Annotated in this window: 16 protein-coding genes; 7 read left to right on the top strand and 9 right to left on the bottom strand. The window is 54.4% G+C overall.

What is annotated here, in order from left to right:
- Positions 1 to 3 precede the first annotated feature (3 nt).
- From VF639_RS09095 to VF639_RS09055, 9 genes are all read right to left on the bottom strand, one after another.
- Positions 4 to 654 carry a hypothetical protein gene (locus VF639_RS09095; protein ID WP_331145578.1) on the bottom strand — a complete coding sequence of 217 codons (651 nt, stop codon included), beginning with the start codon at positions 652 to 654 and terminating at the stop codon, positions 4 to 6.
- Positions 655 to 659: 5 nt separating this feature from the next.
- The gene (locus tag VF639_RS09090) at positions 660 to 1,313 is read right to left on the bottom strand and encodes a hypothetical protein (RefSeq protein ID WP_331145577.1); all 654 of its coding nucleotides are present in this window, start codon (positions 1,311 to 1,313) and stop codon (positions 660 to 662) included.
- Between the two features lie 40 nt (positions 1,314 to 1,353).
- On the bottom strand, positions 1,354 to 1,935 hold the full coding sequence (locus VF639_RS09085) for a hypothetical protein (protein WP_331145576.1): 582 nt from the start codon (positions 1,933 to 1,935) through the stop codon (positions 1,354 to 1,356).
- A 46-nt stretch (positions 1,936 to 1,981) separates the two neighbouring features.
- Positions 1,982 to 4,450, bottom strand: a complete 2,469-nt coding sequence (locus tag VF639_RS09080) for a TraG family conjugative transposon ATPase (protein ID WP_331145575.1) — start codon at positions 4,448 to 4,450, stop codon at positions 1,982 to 1,984.
- Positions 4,447 to 4,764, bottom strand: coding sequence for a DUF4133 domain-containing protein (locus tag VF639_RS09075; RefSeq protein WP_331145574.1), 318 nt, complete (start codon positions 4,762 to 4,764; stop codon positions 4,447 to 4,449). The genes VF639_RS09080 and VF639_RS09075 overlap by 4 nt, the downstream gene beginning before the upstream one ends.
- Before the next feature lie 4 nt (positions 4,765 to 4,768).
- Positions 4,769 to 5,107, bottom strand: a complete 339-nt coding sequence (locus VF639_RS09070; RefSeq protein ID WP_331145573.1) for a DUF4134 domain-containing protein — start codon at positions 5,105 to 5,107, stop codon at positions 4,769 to 4,771.
- Between the two features lie 58 nt (positions 5,108 to 5,165).
- A complete protein-coding gene (locus tag VF639_RS09065) occupies positions 5,166 to 5,756 on the bottom strand; it encodes a hypothetical protein (RefSeq protein ID WP_331145572.1) in 591 nt (196 codons plus the stop codon).
- Positions 5,757 to 5,858: 102 nt separating this feature from the next.
- A complete protein-coding gene (locus tag VF639_RS09060; protein WP_331145571.1) occupies positions 5,859 to 6,365 on the bottom strand; it encodes a DUF3408 domain-containing protein in 507 nt (168 codons plus the stop codon).
- Between the two features lie 36 nt (positions 6,366 to 6,401).
- Positions 6,402 to 7,142 (bottom strand): ParA family protein, encoded by a 741-nt coding sequence (locus VF639_RS09055; RefSeq protein ID WP_331145570.1) that lies wholly within the window; start codon positions 7,140 to 7,142, stop codon positions 6,402 to 6,404.
- Positions 7,143 to 7,854: 712 nt separating this feature from the next.
- Here VF639_RS09055 and VF639_RS09050 point away from each other — a divergent pair.
- The 7 genes from VF639_RS09050 (at position 7,855) to VF639_RS09020 (ending at position 16,324) form a co-directional block, all read left to right on the top strand.
- A complete protein-coding gene (locus VF639_RS09050) occupies positions 7,855 to 8,187 on the top strand; it encodes a plasmid mobilization protein (RefSeq protein WP_331145569.1) in 333 nt (110 codons plus the stop codon).
- Positions 8,184 to 9,392, top strand: a complete 1,209-nt coding sequence (locus VF639_RS09045; protein ID WP_331145568.1) for a relaxase/mobilization nuclease domain-containing protein — start codon at positions 8,184 to 8,186, stop codon at positions 9,390 to 9,392. The genes VF639_RS09050 and VF639_RS09045 overlap by 4 nt, the downstream gene beginning before the upstream one ends.
- Positions 9,286 to 11,217: a conjugal transfer protein MobC gene (gene mobC / locus VF639_RS09040; RefSeq protein ID WP_414654694.1), complete on the top strand. Its 1,932-nt coding sequence runs from the start codon at positions 9,286 to 9,288 to the stop codon at positions 11,215 to 11,217. Before VF639_RS09045 ends, mobC begins: the two co-directional genes overlap by 107 nt.
- A gap of 28 nt (positions 11,218 to 11,245) precedes the next feature.
- Complete coding sequence (locus tag VF639_RS09035) at positions 11,246 to 11,638, top strand: helix-turn-helix domain-containing protein (protein WP_331145567.1); 393 nt, start codon at positions 11,246 to 11,248, stop codon at positions 11,636 to 11,638.
- 263 nt (positions 11,639 to 11,901) lie between these two features.
- A complete protein-coding gene (locus tag VF639_RS09030) occupies positions 11,902 to 13,140 on the top strand; it encodes a DUF3945 domain-containing protein (RefSeq protein ID WP_331145566.1) in 1,239 nt (412 codons plus the stop codon).
- Between the two features lie 672 nt (positions 13,141 to 13,812).
- Positions 13,813 to 15,507 (top strand): T9SS type A sorting domain-containing protein, encoded by a 1,695-nt coding sequence (locus tag VF639_RS09025; protein ID WP_331145565.1) that lies wholly within the window; start codon positions 13,813 to 13,815, stop codon positions 15,505 to 15,507.
- 286 nt (positions 15,508 to 15,793) lie between these two features.
- Positions 15,794 to 16,324 carry a hypothetical protein gene (locus tag VF639_RS09020; RefSeq protein WP_331145564.1) on the top strand — a complete coding sequence of 177 codons (531 nt, stop codon included), beginning with the start codon at positions 15,794 to 15,796 and terminating at the stop codon, positions 16,322 to 16,324.
- The last annotated feature ends 733 nt before the right edge of the window (positions 16,325 to 17,057 follow it).

The following is a 17,057-nucleotide window of genomic DNA, read 5'->3' as shown; positions in this document are numbered from 1 at the left end:
CAGTTAGTTGGAGAGACCGTAGAGCTGTTTCAGAAGTTGTGATTCACGGGCAGCCTGCCCCTGTTGCGCGGCAATAGCTTGATTGCGTTTGGTGAAATAGGCCACAAGCTGATACTGGTGGACCACCTTGTCGGAAATCTTGTTGATGAACTTCAGGCGCTGCGCGTCGGTCATCTTCGCGGCCGACGGCGTGAGAACGACGGTCAACTCATCGAGCAGTCCCACGTTGTCAGCGAGCAGTACGGTATAGCCCTTGACCATACCCTGCACCTGTGCTGGCGTCAGGTAGGGGTTCTGCCGCAGTTGCCCTATATTCTGCGTGTACAGATCGAGCGTCCGGCTCTGGTAGGTCCAGATATTCTTTACCCGCTTATAATCCTTGACAACGGAATTGATTTTGAGCAGACTCGAATACCATTCCTCGTGCATCAGGGCCGTCTGGTCGGTCAGCCGCTTGATGATCGCCTGCTGATCGGTGCCCTTCTTGACGATGGTATTACCAATAGCACGAAGCGTCGTCAGAAACCCTTGGTGGCCCGCCTGCTTAGAGGCTTGGCCCTCCGCAATGGGGACGGAAACCACGAACTGGGCCCGCGCCGGCAACGCCAGTAGTGTCATGCCTCCGAGGGCGAAGTAACCGAGTAGCTTTTTCATGTTGCTTACTTGGCCAGGCCGTAGAGTTGCTTGATCTGCTGCATCTCCCGTTGCGCCTTACTTTGCTGCAGGGAGATAGCCATGTTGCGGCGGGTGAAGTAGCTCACCAGGTCGTACTGATGGGTCACCTTGTCGTCGAGCGTATCAATGAGCTCCATGCGCTCGGCATCGGTCATCTTGGCTTTGAGGGGCGAGACAATAGCCGTTAGATCATCCAGGTAAGAAGCCGACTCCTGAATCAGGACAGTGTAGCCCCGCACCATCCCTTGCACCTGCGCTGGCGACAGGTTGGGGTCCTGTTTGAACTTGCCGATGTAGGTGGAGTAGATGGTGATGATGGCCGCCTGCCGCTCGAAGATGTGCTGCACCCGGCGGTAGGTCCTGATCGTGTTGCTCACCTGCAGCAGCCCGTCGTACCAGCTCTTGGCCAGCAGCATGTTCTTTTCGGTGAAGCCCTTGGTGAGCACCTGCTCGACCACCCCATTATTGACCAGCTTATTGGCGGTGGTGTTGAGGGCCTTCAACGTAGCTTGCAAGCCCGTCTGAATAAAGTTGGTGCCCTCCAAAACGGGCGCGGAAACCACTGCTTGTGCTTGCGCGTCAGGCTTACCAAAAAGGCAAAGCGCGGCCAAACACAGGAAAATCCGTGTCTTTTTCATACCCTGGAAGTGTTAGTAAGTGTGATGGGCTACAGCCCGATTAATAGTGGCCGAAGTTCTCCAATCGATACTGCTGACCTCTTTTTTCCTGCTCCCTCAGCGCCAGTGTATTGGCCGTCCTTTTGGTGAAGTATTTTACTAGGGCTAAGTGATGCGTTTGCTTGTCAGCTAGGTCGGAGACATACTTTAGTTGCTCGGCCTCGCTCATTGTCGTTTCACTCGTCGCCAGCGCCGACAACTCCTGCACTCGGGCTGCGCTTTCGTCGACCAGTTTTTTATAGCCAGATCGAATGCCCTCTGCCTGCTCTGGTCTCAGGCTCGAATGCTTCACCAGCTTCGGTTCATTAGCCGCGACTTCCTGCAGAATAGCCGCATGCGTTTTATAGATAGTTTCCGCCTTGGGATTGAGCTTGATCAGATTCGGCACATCACTCTGATACCAATTGTGCACCGCGATGATGTAGGACGTAGTGCCCGCTTTGTCGCCGGCCTGCACGAGCAGCTGCTGAATAGACGCCGTCACGCGAGCCTCGGTATCGGACGCCAGCTTTTTTGAAGCCGCATCTTCTCCGCAGGAATAGAACAGCAGGCTGGCTAGTAAAAACAAAGCGGTGGTTTTCATAGGGCATGATTGTATAGTGGCAGTTACTCTTTTCTTCCCTTCTGTTCTAGCCAGCTTGCCGCAATTCTTCGGCGTAGACCTGAATGGCTTCCTCCATCGGCATGCCCGCTTCGACCTTAGCAAAGAGGGGCATCTTCTCGGTTTGCTCGGTCGTGTAAGTCACATACTCCTCCTTCGATACTTCCACCCCATACACCTTCGAGATACGCCCGCCCAAGGAAATAAATACCTCGTTGTACTTGGGACCAGGCCGGTTGTTACGGTTGATGGAAAGCACTAGGTTTTTTTCCTTATCCGACAAACTCATCATGCGCTGAATATCATCAAAACGACTCAAAAAGTCGTTCATGTCCAGCATGATTTTGCAGTGCGAGTTGTTGATAATCGTGTCCTTGACAATGGGATTGCTGATAATGTCGTCAATCTCCTGCGTGACGACGATGGCTTCGCCGAAGAACTTACGGACGGTCTTGAACAAGTACTTGATGTACTCGGCCATGTTGGCCGTGGCCAGCGCCTTCCAGGCTTCCTCAATCAAAATCATCTTCCGAATGCCGTTCAACTGACGCATCTTCTGCAGGAAGGTGTCCATGATGATCAGCGTCACCACCGGGAACAGAATCGGGTGATCCTTGATGTTATCCAATTCGAATACGATAAAGCTTTCCTGCGTGAGGTTCAGTTGCTTTTTCGAGTTGAGTAAGTAATCGTATTCGCCCCCTTTGTAGTAAGGAGAAAGCACGTAGAGGAAGTTTTTCAAATCGAAATCCTTCTCCCGTACTTCGACCGTGGCCAGGTGCGCCCGGTAAGGTCCTTGCAGAAATTCGTAGAATGTGTTGAAGCTAGGCTTGATGGTGGCGTCCGCCGCGAGCAGCTGGTAATACTGCGAAATAGCAGTCGAAATGGACACCGATTCCGACTGCGTTACTTTTTCATCGGCAAACTTCCAAAGCGTCAGAATCAGCGTGTGCAGGCTCTGGCGCTTTTCCACGTCAGGCTTCCCGACTACATAAAAGGGGTTGAAGCTGATGGGCTTGCTTTCCTCGTAGGTGAAGTAAACGCCTCCCTTGAGCTCACACAGGCCCTTGTAGGAATTGCCGGTATCAACCAGCAGCACGTGCGCCCCCTGCTCGTGATACTGCCGCACCATGCCATTCGTAAAGAATGACTTGCCCGAACCAGAAGGTCCGAGTACGAACTTGTTGCGGTTTTTGATGATGCCCTTCCTCATCGGCTCGTCCGACAGATCCACGTGCACCGGCTTCCCACTGAGGCGGTCGGAGAGCTTGATGCCGAACGGGCTGGAGGAATCGCGGTAGTTGGTTTCCACGCTCCACAGGCAAGTGGCCGCCTCCTCGAAGGTGTAGAAGGTCTCTTCGCCGGGGAAATCGCCGGCGTTGCCCGGAATGCCGGCCCAGAACAAGGCCCCGATGTCCACGGTATTTTGCCGGGTCGCGCAGTTAAGCGACGTCATGACCGCGCCCACCGTTTCACGCAGGTTCTTTTCTTCGTGCGGGTTTTCCGTCCAGGCCAGCACATTCGCGTGCGCCCGCACCGAGAGCTTGTTGAAGCTGTGGGCTTCGTTCAGAAACTGGTCGTAGAATTCCTTGTTGATGGCATTCTCGCGCGAGTAGAGGGCCAGCGCGTTCATGTTGTCACGCTTCTTCTCGAACATCTTCAGCGTCTTCTTGTGGTCATCGACAAACACGTACTGATTGTAGAGGTGGTTGACCGGCAGCAGCAACGCCAGTGGCGCCGCGAAGCCCACGTAGAAGGGAGAATTGTCTTTGCTCAGAGGGCCATACTTGGTGTCTGTCTGTAGGGCAGCGGGCAGATCATCCAGGCGCCCCAACGAGTAGCAGCAGCAGGCCTTGGAACCCACCTTCAGCCCATCCGTGAAATCAATATCGACCGAGGGCGCGTGGTCGCGCAGGTCGAGGCTCAGGTACTTCTCCAGCAGGCCCGATGTGGTTTCCGTGCCGCAAAGGTCATCATCCGTCAGCTGGGTAAGCGTGATACCAGCGTCGGCCAGCACTCGCACGAATTGCCCCACCGCCGTAAAGAACTCAGCTAGTTGCTCTTCGTCCATCATGTTCTTGGGAACAATCTTGGCCCGGGAAAGCAGCGTGCTCAGGCTATTCCAGTTTTCACGGCTGGAGGCGGTTTTCGTGATGAACAAGTAGCAGTGGTGGTTGAGGAACGGCCGCTCGTAGAAGTACTGCTGATAAGCATGGGAAAGCAGGGTGGAATCTTCCTCGAAGCCGGGCGCATACTTGTCTTCTACAAACCAGTCCTGTTTGTGTACCACCGAGTTGATGGGCAGCAGGCGAATGCCCTTGCTGAAGTTGGCCTGCATCGATTCGTAGTCCTGTTGGGAGCGCGTGAAGATTTCGGGCAGCTCCAGGCGATACGCCACCGTCACGTCGGCGTTTTTGCTGATGAGGCAGTTCGCTTCCACCTTGTAGATGGGCTGCTTCTGTTCGAGCGTGGCGGCTGGTTGGAGTAAGTAACTCATCGTTTCAGGTCTTTAAACAGGCGGGGCGTGCGGTTGACAATTCGTTTCGGTTGCCGGCTTTTGGCCTGCTGCTTCATGGCGCCGTGTTCCCCATACCTGGAACTCAGCGCAAACACCCGGGTAACCCAAAAGAAGCCGCCGCCAATAGCCAGGGGCAATGTTAGGTAGGAACTCAAGCCGGCGACGTAAAGGGCGATGTAGCCCAAAAACACGCCGCCGAGCCCCCCGAGTAGCAGGAAGAGGTAGCGGCTGCCAACCAACCCTTTGAATTCGACCGGTTTGTTGACGCCCTTATTCAGCGGGTAGTGGCTCATCTTCTTAGAGGAAGAAGGCGCGCAGAATCGTAGACACCACCACCAGGAAGATGCAGCTACCGAACCAGCTCATCGCCGACTTCTGCGTGTCCTGATCACCGGAGTTCCACTTGCTGAATACTTTAATGGCCCCCACCAGGCCCACAATCGCGGCGATGGCATAAATGAGCAGCGTTGCCGGATCGAAGTAGTCGGTGATGGCAGTAGTGGCCTGCTCGATGCCGGTCGTACCGGCGCCGAGGCCGCCCTGCGCGTTGGCGCTGTTAGCAGCGGCAAGCACGAGCAGCGCGGCGCTGAGAATCTTCTTGCTTTGGAATTTGAGGGTTTGGCGTTTGGTGAACATGGCGGTAAAGGGTAAGAGTAGAAAATGGTTTAAAATGGGTAATTGAAAAATGATTAGACTACAAATCCTCCAGAACTGCCAGAGAGGACCGACGCCGCGCAAGACTGGCGGTGAAGAGGTCCTGCAGCAAGGCCGTATTTTCCAAGGCTTCGGGGACTTCGTTGGCATTCTCAGCGGTGACTTCCCCACGTTCCACCTTGTTAGCGAATTCGCGCAAGTCCGCTATCGGAATCAGGGAAGAGGTTTCCTCCACTTCGGAAGCTAGGCTTCCCACTTCTTCCATTTCTGAGGTTGTTTCCTCGACCTCCCCCATGGCTACTTGGTGCTCACTCTCCACCTCCTCTTCTAGAGGAGAATCCTCGGTACCAACCTCCTCGACTTGCAGCTCACTGGCTTCAACCCGTGACGGAGCAGGAGGGGCCACCACAATGGAAGGAACAATCAGGGAGGAAGCTCCGCGTAGCGTCCGAGCAGTTCCCTGCCCCAGCGTATCGGGTCCAGCAGGCGGCGCGTTGGTTGCGCCTAGTCGGCCTTTGAGCAGCGTGCTGATTTCCGGCCGGTAATAGACCGCCAGCACATAGGCGTAGTAGGCAACCAGCAGCAGAAAAACAGTGAGGCCATATTGACTCCAGGAGATAGCGTTGAACATAAGAAAACGGGTAACAGGTCGCAATGAAAAGGGCAAAGCAGTAGCTAACACCTGTGTTTTTCGAGCAGGCGGACTTAGATAGCAAAGGGCGGTTAAGGGGCGCTAGGAGCGCTGAAACGGCAGCTTTTTCTTTTTATTCAGGGCTTCCTTTTCTTTCAGCAGCTGCTGAATGGCAGGCCCGTATTCCTGAAAATGAAGGCGAACAATGTTATGCAGTAAGTCGGCGATCGTAACGCCGCCCATGGTAGCGGCAATATGAGTTAAAGCACTGTGGTTCTCTTCATCCAACTGGATGCTTTTGCCTTTCTTGCCGCGGGCGCACTTAAGCAGCTGGCTGGCATAGTCAGTGGCCATGGCGGCCATTGGCTTAGGGGCCACTTGCTCTGGTTTTGGGTCGTGCTCCGGCTGAGCTGCCAACTCAGCCGGGGCAGAGTCAGAAAGCTCCGCAGAGGAATTTGCTTCCGTCGTGGGAACAGGTGCTAGCGAGGCTACTGATTCAGTTGGGGCAGGTTCGGTTGCGGGTTGCTCAGGAGCGGAAGCACCACCAGGGCGTCTTCTTCTGCTGGCAGTCTGCAGCACATCAACCAATTCGTCGTCGTTGGAGGCCATTGGATAAGGAAGTAAGGGCGGGGTTGGCAAGAAGAATTAGGCAGGTTCCGTTACGGAAGCGGCTTCCTTAACTGGAAAGACAATGGCTTGTATTTCCTCTATCAGGCTCTTAATTCCCAAATGATAAAACTCCTTGCGCATAGGCGTCATCGTTGAGCGCACTTCGGATTTGCGATACGCAACGCTTTGTTCTAAACGAGAGGCTAGCAGAGTGACTCCCTCCTCCTGAAATATCTTTTCGGTTTGGTTGAAAAAGGTTTGTTTTTCACTCTTCACAAACTTGTTCCAGAAGCAGTAGAACCCTTTCAGGCTGCTATCTGGCTGGTTGGTATAGTGGCGTAGTACATCGGTATAAGCCAGCGTCGAGTTAATGGTCGCCGCGTCGGGTTCAATTGGAATGAAGATGTAATCCAGCTTGCGCCATAGTTCAGGAATGCCGGCAATATTGAGCGTACCCGGCGTGTCCACCAATACCAAATCAACAGCTCCCTCCAAGTCTTCGAGCTGTTCCCGCGCGTCCTTTACCTGGCACTTGAGGATGGCATAAGCCTTCTTGCCAAATGCTTTGAATTCAGCCATCTTCTCCGGAGTCTTTTTAAAGAGCTCCAGCTCATCCTGCCGAAAGTTTTCAACCGTCCACTGCGGATAATCGCAATCCACGACGACCACCTTGAGTGGCGTAGTGAAATGGAAGTGAGAGGCGATTAACGTGGTGATGGTTGATTTACCCACGCCTCCTTTCTGCGAAGAAATAGAAATGTACTTCGTCTTACTCATATGCTAGGAGGTTGGAACCCTTCGGTAAAAGTGAGTAGCCAAAGGCAGTTAAGAGGCGCATCACAAACGTAATACGCTTAAGTTATATTATCAATAATATTGATTAAATTTTTGATAGGTTTACGTCAGTGCTGCTTTGATCCAATGGCAAGGCATAAGCAATGCACTTAACAAGCTCACAATCCTTCCACCTATTAACCTCACAGGATTGCTGCTTTATAATCTTACGAGGTAGTAAAGTTGAAAGAGTATAGGATTATAAGGTTGCAAGATTACAGTTCTGCAAAGCGGTAATCCTATGAACTCCTAAAATGATAAGATTGAAAGATTGTGAAATACCAACTTCCTGAAATCATAAGGCTACAATCTTTCCAGGTTACAATCACGTGGTTTCCTAGGCTCATAAGATTATGATTTCATAAGGCAGCGAAATTATAATCTTACAGGCTGGCACTCTCGGATAAGTGATTTAAGCGCAGTGTTTTTTCTCTTCTCAAGCGGCCTGAAGATTACAATCCTCCAACCTTGCAATCTTATAAGGTTATAATCTTCAGAGGCTCTTTTAAAATCATTCTTCAGTAACCCTCATGTAGTCCAGCAAGCCATGTCTTTGTGCGCACAAACCTGCGGTTCACACGCCCAAAGGCAACCGGGAAATTGACGCAAGCTATTTCCCTTGTCTTGCTAAAAGCAGACTTAACCAGGCGCCAAGATGGAAGAGCAGCAGCTACCCAAATCAGCCCCCCCAAGCGAGGCAAAAGCAAACAAAGAGCAGCATATCAATCTGCGAATTACCAGCACCGAGAAGGAGTTAATTAAGGCCAAAGCCGATAGGGCTGGCCTAACAACCGGCGAGTATATTCGGCGGGCTGCGCTCGGAAAAAGGGTGGTAGAGAAGGTGCCTAATGAACTGCGGCGGCAGATCAGCACGGCAGGCAACAACCTCAATCAGCTGACTCGCCTGGCTAACGCAGGCAAGCTTAACGGGGTGAGCATAGAGATGCTGAAGGACTTGGCCACCCGCTTACTGGAGACGCTGAAATGATTGCCAAGACAGTTACCGGCTCGGATTTTACGGGGGCGTTGGAGTATGGTGCGGGCCTGCGTTCTGACCGCACCAATAAGCAGTCGGAATTATTAAGCTTGTCCAATATCGGCAGCCATGACCCGCATGGCATTGCCGCTGAAATGCGGGCGGTGGCCGAGATGAGCAGCCGGATTCAGTTGCCCGTGTGGCATACTATTTTGTCGTGGGCCCCGGGCGAAGTGGTCGACCGCGAGCAAAAGCTACAGGCGGCGGCGCTTTACTGTGAGCTGATGGGCGCTAGTCTGCAGCGCCACCAAGTGGCCGTGTACGAGCATAAGGACAAGCAGCATCCCCATCTTCATATCTACATCAACCGCGTGCCTATGGATGGCGGGCCGGCTCTGCGCAGTGATCAAAACTATGTGCGCAACGTGCTGGCCACGCGCCAGATTCGCCAGCAGCTGGGCATGGCCCCCTTGCCCGAACGGCAGCAGAAAACCAAGGACCTTGATCCAAGCAAAGAAGTAGCCCGCAGCCACGTGCGGGACGTACTCGCCGCCGCGCTCCAGGATGAACGTATTCGATGCCTTGACCAGCTAATAGCCCACCTGCAGAAGCATGCGATTGAAACCCACCTCAAACGGGATGGCAAAGGCGTGCTCGTGGGCACCAGCTTTCGCTATGCTGCCAGCAGTGTCAAGGGCACGGAGGTAGGCATAAAAGCCAAGCAGTTAAGGGACCACTTCCGACCCTTCCGACCCGAAGCCCACCGCACCCAGGACCTACTCAAGCCAGGTGAGGTTGTCAGCCAACGCAGTTTTGCGTCGGCTACTTCTGGCAATGAACTCGACCCCGTCAACGGCTTGCTTACGGACGATGCGGAGCGGAACGAAAATGAGAACCGCCGCCGCCGGCGGCGCCCCGGCTCTGAGACCCCACGAGTAAACCAGACCAAGAAAGAGTCAGCAATAGGCCAATTCAAAATTGGATTGGCATCCCCCACCAATCCAACGCAGTCGGAATCTATCCTGCCATCAGCTTACCCTAACCACCCAAGCACCCATGGAAGACGAAAGAGGCTTAAAGAAGATCATGGACTTCATGCGCTTGATCAGCGTGGCGCTCGTGCTGCTGCACGTGTACTACTATTGCTATGGGTTCTTTACCGAGCAGCACTTGACGGCGGCTTGGTCAGGCAGGCTGCTAACGCGGTTCAGCACTAAAACGGCCCTCTTTCAGGCTCCCTACGTGACGAAGGTGGCGGCACTGGTATTCTTGGCGCTTTCGTGTCTGGGTACACGTGGCAAGCCTAGAGAAGGCCAGACGTGGACGCCTATTATGGTGGGCCTGGTGTTAGGGGTAACACTTTTCTTTGGGAGCGGTCTGCTGCTGGATCTACCCTACAAGCTGGCCACGGTTACGGCCTTGTATGCCGGCACGATGGGCGTAGGTTTCCTGCTGCTGCTGCGGGCGGGTAACTCTATTAGCCGCCTGCTGAAGGTGAACCTGATGAGCGACATTTTCAACCTGGAGAATGAGACGTTTCCGCAGGAGGAGCGGAAGATGGAAAACGAGTTCTCGGTTAATCTGCCTACCACGTACCAGCTCAAAGGCAAGCAGCGCCGGGGATGGGTCAACATCGTGAATCCGTTCCGCGCCACGGTTGTGTATGGCACGCCGGGCTCGGGCAAATCATATGCGGTGATCAACCAGTTCATCAAGCAGCACCTGGCCAAGGGCTTTGCCATGTACGTCTACGACTTCAAGTTTCCCGACTTGAGTCGCATTGCCTACAACGAGCTTTTGAAGCATCAGGACAAGTACCAAAGTCTGGTGCGCTTCTACGTCATCAACTTCGATGACCCCCGCAAAAGCCACCGCTGCAATCCGCTGCTGCCCTCCATGATGACCGATATTATGGACGCCTACGAGGCCTCGGCTACCATCATGCTTAATCTCAATAAGAAGTGGATCGAGAAGCAGGGCGAGTTCTTTGTCGAGTCGCCCATCAACTTTGTAGCGGCCATTATCTGGTTTTTAAAGCTCTATCAGGGCGGCCGCTACTGCACCTTTCCCCACGTCATTGAATTTTTGGGGCGGGAGTACGAGGAGATGTTCCCCATCCTGGCTTCGTATCCCGAGATCGAGAACTACGTGCGGCCCTTTATTTCGGCCTTCGAAGGCAAGGCGATGGAACAGTTGGAGGGGCAAATTGCCAGCGCCCGGATTCCGCTTTCCCGCCTGGCTTCCCCGCAGCTCTATTGGGTGATGAGCGGCAACGACTTCACGCTCGATCTGAACAACCCCGCTCAGCCCAAGGTGCTGTGCGTGGCCAACAACCCCGAGCGCAAAGGCATTTACGGGGCTGCCTTGGGGCTCTACAACGCCCGTATTCTCAAGTTGATCAACCAGAAGGACAAGCTTAAATCGTCGGTGATCATCGATGAACTGCCCACCATTTATCTGAAAGGGCTCGATGATCTGATTGCCACCGCCCGCAGCAATAAAGTGTCCACCTGCCTCGGCATTCAAACCAAAGCCCAGTTGGACCGTGATTACGGCAAGGCCGAGTCTACCGCCATCCAGGAAGTGATCGGCAATCTCATCTCGGGGCAGGTCACGGGCGAGAGTGCTGAGTTGTTGAGCAAACGCTTCGGCCGCATTCTTCAGCGGCGACAGTCGGTGAGCGTCAACAGCCGCGACACGAGCACCAGCCTGTCCACCCAGCTGGATAGTATGATACCGGCCAGTAAGATTTCGAGCCTGACGCAAGGCACCTTCGTAGGCGCAGTGGCCGATAACTTCGGGGAAGAAATCGAGCAAAAGGTATTCCACGCGCGGATCGTGGTGGATGCGGCGCAGACCACGCGGGAGCAGCAAGCTTACCAGGACATCCCGGAAATGGCCAATTTCACGGACTCGCAAACCGGCCAGGACCGCACGGAGGAGATTATTAAAGCCAACTATCGCAGAATTAAGGAGGAAATTGGGAATATTGTGGACTGCGAGTTGCAACGGCTCGCGCAAACAACCGACCGGAAGCGCTAGCACACACACCTGTTATCAATCAACCTTAATGAAGCACCTTATTGGCAAGCGCTTAGCTCACCTGCGCGGGGAGCTGGCCGCACAGCACCCCGACCAAAACTGGTCGCAAGCCAGCATTGCGGAAGAAACCGGGCTCACGCAGAACATCATTGCGCGCATGGAGTTGAATGGGGCCGGCACCATCGAGACTTTTCTGACCCTCACCCAGTTCTTTTACCGCAAGGGCTGTAATCCCGCCTGGATCCTGCTGGAAAATAACGCGGAAGTCCCCATGTTGTTGGATGCTGAAGTTAAGGCCGAAGATTTAGCCAAGGATCGTTCGTTTCTAGTTTCTCTCAAACACCAGCTCGAGCATTATTTGGATGATAACACCTCTACTCTGAAAGATTCAGTACCCAAGGATTCGGCAGCCGTGGAGTGAAAAGAGATATGGGGTAAATGAATTTAAGATTATTATTGATTATTTCAATCAATAGTCTTTATTTTTAAGGAGAGGATGCGCCCACGGGGGAGCTATCTGATTCACCTTTAGCCCATTTGTACATGCTACACCAAGCCGAAACCCCATCTAGTTCTGAACGGTTACCAGCGCCTGCAAGGCAGGTACCCGAACCCGCTAAAAAGCCGGTGAGCCTCTCTGTTGACGAGATGCGGGACGAATTCCTTCTCCACGCCCAACCGGTTGTGAACGCTTTACGCAAAAGCGGTAAAACGCTGGAGGCATCACAGCTGGAGGAGGCCGCCAAAGTCATTGGTGCCGCTGTGGGCGCAAAATCAACCCACCTCTCAACAGCGGGCGACAGCCTAAAAGGGGAGTCGGTCAGCAAGGTGCTCAAGAACATTGGGGAAGTGATTGAGAAAGATCCCGTGCTCAAAAGTCTGCCGCATGCCCGCAGCTTGCGCAAGGCGGGTGATGCCCTTGATGGCGCTGGCCTGCTCGATATCACGGTGCGCAATGGCGTGGTAGTAAGCTTTGTCAGCAACTTCACAGAGAATTATGCGCTTGCGCAGCAGACGGCGCCGAAGCCCACCGAGAAAGTAGTTGCCAGCCTGCCGCCGGCTACGCCAGCGCCAAAACCTTCCGCCGCCGATCTGCAGCCAACGCCGGCCGTGCAAGCCCGGGTAGCCTCGCTGCTGAGTCCGGCCGTGCGAGCTAAGGTGCAGGCCTTAGCCGAGGAGAATCTAACTACTCGTGCCGCGGCTACGGGAGCGACCTTTACCCCACCAGCACCCGTCGCCCCAAGCGTTGCCCTCAAGGCCTTTGTTCGGGAAGACATCCCCTTCGAACTGCTGGCGAAAATGGGCGTGCAAGCGGCCGAGCTGGAACGTACAGGCCAGTTGCAAAAGCTCCTGGCAGGCAAAAAAACGGACTTGGTTGCCACCTTTAGCCTTCGAAATCAGCAAGGCGAACCCATTCCGTTTGCCGCTAAACTGGTGCTGCAACGGGATGCGGAAGGAACAGCCAGTCTGCACTTTGAACTACCCAAGCACCGGTTGGAAATCCCGGCGCAGATCATGGGCAAGCAACTTACGCCCGCGATGAAAGAGCAGCTGCAGCAGACCGGGGTGGTGCTCACCGATGGCCTGAAAGACAGCCAAGGCCAGCCGTTTGCCGCCTACATTGCCATCGACAAAGAGATGAACAAAGTGGTCGCCGTGCGCCAGGGAAACCAGCGGGTTCCGCAGGTGATCAACGGACTGACGCTTAAACCGGAGCAGCAGCAACAGTTGCTGGAAGGCAAACCAGTGCGGCTTGAGGGCATGGTAACTGGCGATGGAAAGGCGCGCTTCGACGCAACCATGCAACTCGATCCCCTTAAGGGCAGCATTAATCCGAAAAACGAACGCTTTTACCCGGCACCTCAACAGGCCGTAACGGAGCAGAAGGAGGAGCAAGTTTTGCGCCCTACAAGGCGTATCTAGGATCCTATCGTTGCCCTCGACAACAAGAAAGCCCTGGCATCAGCTGAGGCTTTTTGCATTTAACTGCTCGTCTGCTCAAGAGTTACGTGTTAAGGAGGAACCTTCTAGTGAAGTGACAAGCACTTAGTAAGGCCAGTAGACCCTGCTGAGTGCTCCAACTCCACTACCCGTTATTCGGTACATTGGAAATGGTCTTAGTATAATGCCACTTGAAGTAGACCTTGGCAAGAGGCCAAGCTATGGGTCCATCACCAGAGGGTACCTTCAGTCCTTACGCGAAGCTCGCCGCAAACGAGACAACTGTCCGATGGGCCACAGAAGCAAAAATCACCTACGAACAACTTGCGTTTTAATAATAACAGGTATAATTGTTTTGTTATTATAGCACCTGTATAGCTAATATTATTGTATGTTTCCTCTAAGTATATACTTTCGTTACTTATCTATTCTTCGTGGTCTTACCCCAAAGCTATCTTTTTAGGGTCGATTGCGGCGCAGGCACTTACCCCCGGGATAGGCCCTAGGGTGGGGCAACAAACCCTCTGTTTGCCTCACTGGCTCCGCAAGGCCTTGACAACTAATAATACAAAAAGATTTTCACTCCCCGGAAACGACGCCATCAGAACCAAAAAGCGAGGAACTACCTGCTCGATATCCTTTATATGCTCTTTTATGGATTTACTTCTTCCTACGCCCTCTTCGCACTTTCTGGTTGTCCCGCTCGGTCGGCATAGAAGCCCTTTTCGAGCGGGGGTCTGGCGCTGGGGCAGACTCCTGCTCCTGGCGCTGGCCACATGGCCAAATGCGCCCTCCCTGGCGCAGCAGTTGCCCCCGGCCAAGCTCTGGGACCATGCCTATGGCGGCAACGGGCAAGACGAGCCGGCCGCTCTCGTCCCGACCACCGACGGCGGCTGTATAGTAGCAGGCAGTTCTACCTCGGGCGTTTTCGGCACCCACTCGCAAGCCGCGCAGGGCGCCCGCGATTATTGGTTGATTAAGCTCTCGGCACAGGGGGTGCAGCAATGGGATCAACGCTTCGGTGGGTCCGGGGAAGACCAATTAGCCGTTGTGCGCCCCACGGCCGACGGGGGCTACGTGCTGGGCGGCTCCTCTAGCACGCTCTATCAGGACGGAGACAAAAGCGAAAATAACGTGGGCCCCCGTGATTTCTGGGTCGTGAAGACCACCAGTACTGGTCAAAAGGTCTGGGACCGCTCGGTGGGGGGCGGGGGCAATGATCAGTTGCATGATCTACTCGAGACGGCGGATGGCGGCTACCTGCTGGCCGGGGAAACGAACGGGCATGGTAATGGCGAGTACGATTTTTTCCTGCTCAAACTCTCCGCCGCCGGCACCCGGGAGTGGAGTACCCGCTACGGCGGAACAGCGCATGAGGAGTTACGCATCATCCGACGTACTCCCGATAACGGCTTCTTGTTGGCGGGCACTTCCGCCTCGCCCATGGGCGTGGGTAAAACGCAGCCGAGTCGGGGGGGCCAGGATTACTGGGTGGTCAAGGTGAACGCGCTGGGCGTCAAGGAATGGGACCGTACCTACGGCGGCCCGAATGATGATGTGCTTTCCTCTCTGCAGCTGACTCCGGATGGCGGTTTCATCCTCGGGGGCACGTCCACTTCCGGAGTGGGGGGCGAAAAATCCCAGCCCAGCCGGGGCGATAAGGATATGTGGGTCGTAAAAGTAAACGCAGCCGGCAGCGTGGACTGGGATCAGCGCTTTGGGGGGAATCTGGAAGAAAACTTAACGGCCCTTCACCCCGTGGCAGGAGGCTATTTGCTGGGCGGCAGTTCCTGGTCGGGCAGTGGCGGAGACAAAACCCAACCGAATTGGGGCTATTGTGACTACTGGTTGCTGCGCCTGGACGAGCAAGGTAACTTGGTGTGGGAGCAGCGATACGGCGGAGAGAGCATTGATCGGCTGAATGCCATCGCCCAACTAGCCGATGGAACTTGTCTGTTGGCCGGTAGCAGTTCGTCGAGTGGGCTGCCTGCTTTAGGAAATAAAACCCAGTACAATTATGGACTTGTTAACTTTTGGGTCTTAAAAATGGCGGCGGTGCTGCCCCTAAAAAATTTGGAACCACGTTGGGCGACTTCCCTGTCAGTTTTCCCGGTGCCGGCCTCTACCAGTTTACAAGTGGCCCTGCCAGCGTTGCCAAGCCCGGGGCCTGCAACGCTTTCGCTCGTTGACGTCCTCGGGCGGGTAGTGCTGGTGCAGCCGGTTCCGTTGCCTGCAACGCAGCCGCAGCAACTCACGCTGCCCGTCGCGCACCTGCCCGCCGGTAGCTATCTACTGCGCGTGGCAGTGGATGGCCAAGTCCCTTTGGTCCGGCGCGTCCGGCTACAGTAGCCGGTTGACCAACGCAAGCGCTTCTTTGCTCAAGCAACCATTACCACTACTTCGACCACGCACCGTTCGCGGAACAATCCTCCGCGCTAAGGCTTTGCACTGTCAACAATAGTTTCGGATCGGACAGTCAACTTTTTCCGGACGAGACAACGGTCAACTTTTTCCAGGACGAGACACTGGTCTCGTCGGTCCCAAAAAACGACCCTTTTTCTGAACACAGCGAGTGCCCTCAGACCAGCTTCAAGAAAACCTACCTGTACCTTGATATTGATGGAAATAGAACAGTTTGTCGCACAGGTCCACGCGTGCCGTCCCACGGCCGAAGAGCTGCGCGCGGTACGCCAACGCCGACTACGAACGCGAAGTGCACGGGCAGTTTGATGTGCGGGTGGTGAGCGGCGTCCCGCCGGGCCGCAGCCACGTGGAAACGCTCATCACCGGCACCACCGTCCACGACTTGTTTTTTGCCGGCCTCCGGTGGTTTCGCGCCTTCACACCCCTCACCGGCCCGGGGGGCGAAGACGTGCTGGAATTCGGAACACTTTACGATGACTGTAACCTCTGCGTGAGCCCCAACTTTGCGACTCTGTTCTATTTCAACTATTACGACTCACTCCACGATTTAAACAACGTGGTCTCGTGGTCTTATCAAGACGCGTCCTTTTTGGAGGCGGTGCTGTTCTTGCTGCGCGTGGACACCGCGTTCGAGTACCGCGACCAAGTGCCCGACGCAGTAGCGGCCCGCAAACGTCGGGACCTGTTGGGAGAAGGCTCTGACTTGTTCGTACATGCCATCATGTCGCAATACGCCAGCTAAAGCAAAGGAGCCGCGTAAAGAATCAAGCCCCTACGTGATTGAAGGTGTCTAAAAGTAAATGCTCCTTTCGGTGAACGCCTAGTAGCTGGCCAGCGCCAGGTGCCAGCAGGCCGCTGTATCGCAGGACGAGTTTACGAAACCCGTCTACGATTTCTCATTTACGAAATGGCGCAAAGAGATGCGTTTCGCAAACTCTAAGTCAAGCGCTTTCAGGAGCCTAGGCAAACAGAACTTTCTCTCGAGTGGGCGCTTTTGTAAAGTCGCTCCTTATCTAGGAATAATCCCTAAACATAAGATTTATTATAATCACCACCTTGGAATAAGCACTGTTTCTAACTTCAGTATTATGCTGGCTGAAATGGGTACTCTTAGAAGGCAGTGTCTATATTGAGTGCCTATCATGCGAGGTAAACAGATTACTTTTTACGCGGAGCAGCAAGATCTGCGACAGCTCATTACTGCTTTTGAGGCGACTACTCAGTGTCACTACTATGAGGCGGGAGTCTTTGAGACCAGTCGTATCCCCACTTATACTTCCTTGCTGGACGTTCCTGCGCTAGGTACTGCGCGCACAGGCGATTGGAACCATGCGCCCCGCCTCTTACTACTTCCCGCTGGAACCACGCTTACCATGCGAACGGTCACCCAACGGGCAGGAGGCGTACGCTACTTCATCGATCAGTTAGTCAATCCGCAGAGTATGCTTCTAACACTTGGTGGCACCTTTCAACCC

This window comes from Hymenobacter sp. (assembly GCF_036387835.1).
Classification (GTDB): domain Bacteria; phylum Bacteroidota; class Bacteroidia; order Cytophagales; family Hymenobacteraceae; genus Hymenobacter.
This window is presented reverse-complemented; position numbering and strand designations above follow the sequence as displayed.

Bases quoted from the DNA above. Each gene is read 5' to 3' on its own strand.
- VF639_RS09095 (WP_331145578.1), bottom strand. From the start codon at position 654: ATGAAAAAGCTACTCGGTTACTTCGCCCTCGGAGGCATGACACTACTG.
- VF639_RS09055 (WP_331145570.1), bottom strand. From the start codon at position 7,142: ATGAGTAAGACGAAGTACATTTCTATTTCTTCGCAGAAAGGAGGCGTG.
- VF639_RS09050 (WP_331145569.1), top strand. From the start codon at position 7,855: ATGGAAGAGCAGCAGCTACCCAAATCAGCCCCCCCAAGCGAGGCAAAA.
- VF639_RS09085 (WP_331145576.1), bottom strand. From the start codon at position 1,935: ATGAAAACCACCGCTTTGTTTTTACTAGCCAGCCTGCTGTTCTATTCC.
- VF639_RS09025 (WP_331145565.1), top strand. From the start codon at position 13,813: ATGGATTTACTTCTTCCTACGCCCTCTTCGCACTTTCTGGTTGTCCCG.
- VF639_RS09035 (WP_331145567.1), top strand. From the start codon at position 11,246: ATGAAGCACCTTATTGGCAAGCGCTTAGCTCACCTGCGCGGGGAGCTG.
- VF639_RS09090 (WP_331145577.1), bottom strand. From the start codon at position 1,313: ATGAAAAAGACACGGATTTTCCTGTGTTTGGCCGCGCTTTGCCTTTTT.
- VF639_RS09075 (WP_331145574.1), bottom strand. From the start codon at position 4,764: ATGAGCCACTACCCGCTGAATAAGGGCGTCAACAAACCGGTCGAATTC.
- VF639_RS09080 (WP_331145575.1), bottom strand. From the start codon at position 4,450: ATGAGTTACTTACTCCAACCAGCCGCCACGCTCGAACAGAAGCAGCCC.
- VF639_RS09070 (WP_331145573.1), bottom strand. From the start codon at position 5,107: ATGTTCACCAAACGCCAAACCCTCAAATTCCAAAGCAAGAAGATTCTC.
- VF639_RS09060 (WP_331145571.1), bottom strand. From the start codon at position 6,365: ATGGCCTCCAACGACGACGAATTGGTTGATGTGCTGCAGACTGCCAGC.
- VF639_RS09065 (WP_331145572.1), bottom strand. From the start codon at position 5,756: ATGTTCAACGCTATCTCCTGGAGTCAATATGGCCTCACTGTTTTTCTG.
- VF639_RS09045 (WP_331145568.1), top strand. From the start codon at position 8,184: ATGATTGCCAAGACAGTTACCGGCTCGGATTTTACGGGGGCGTTGGAG.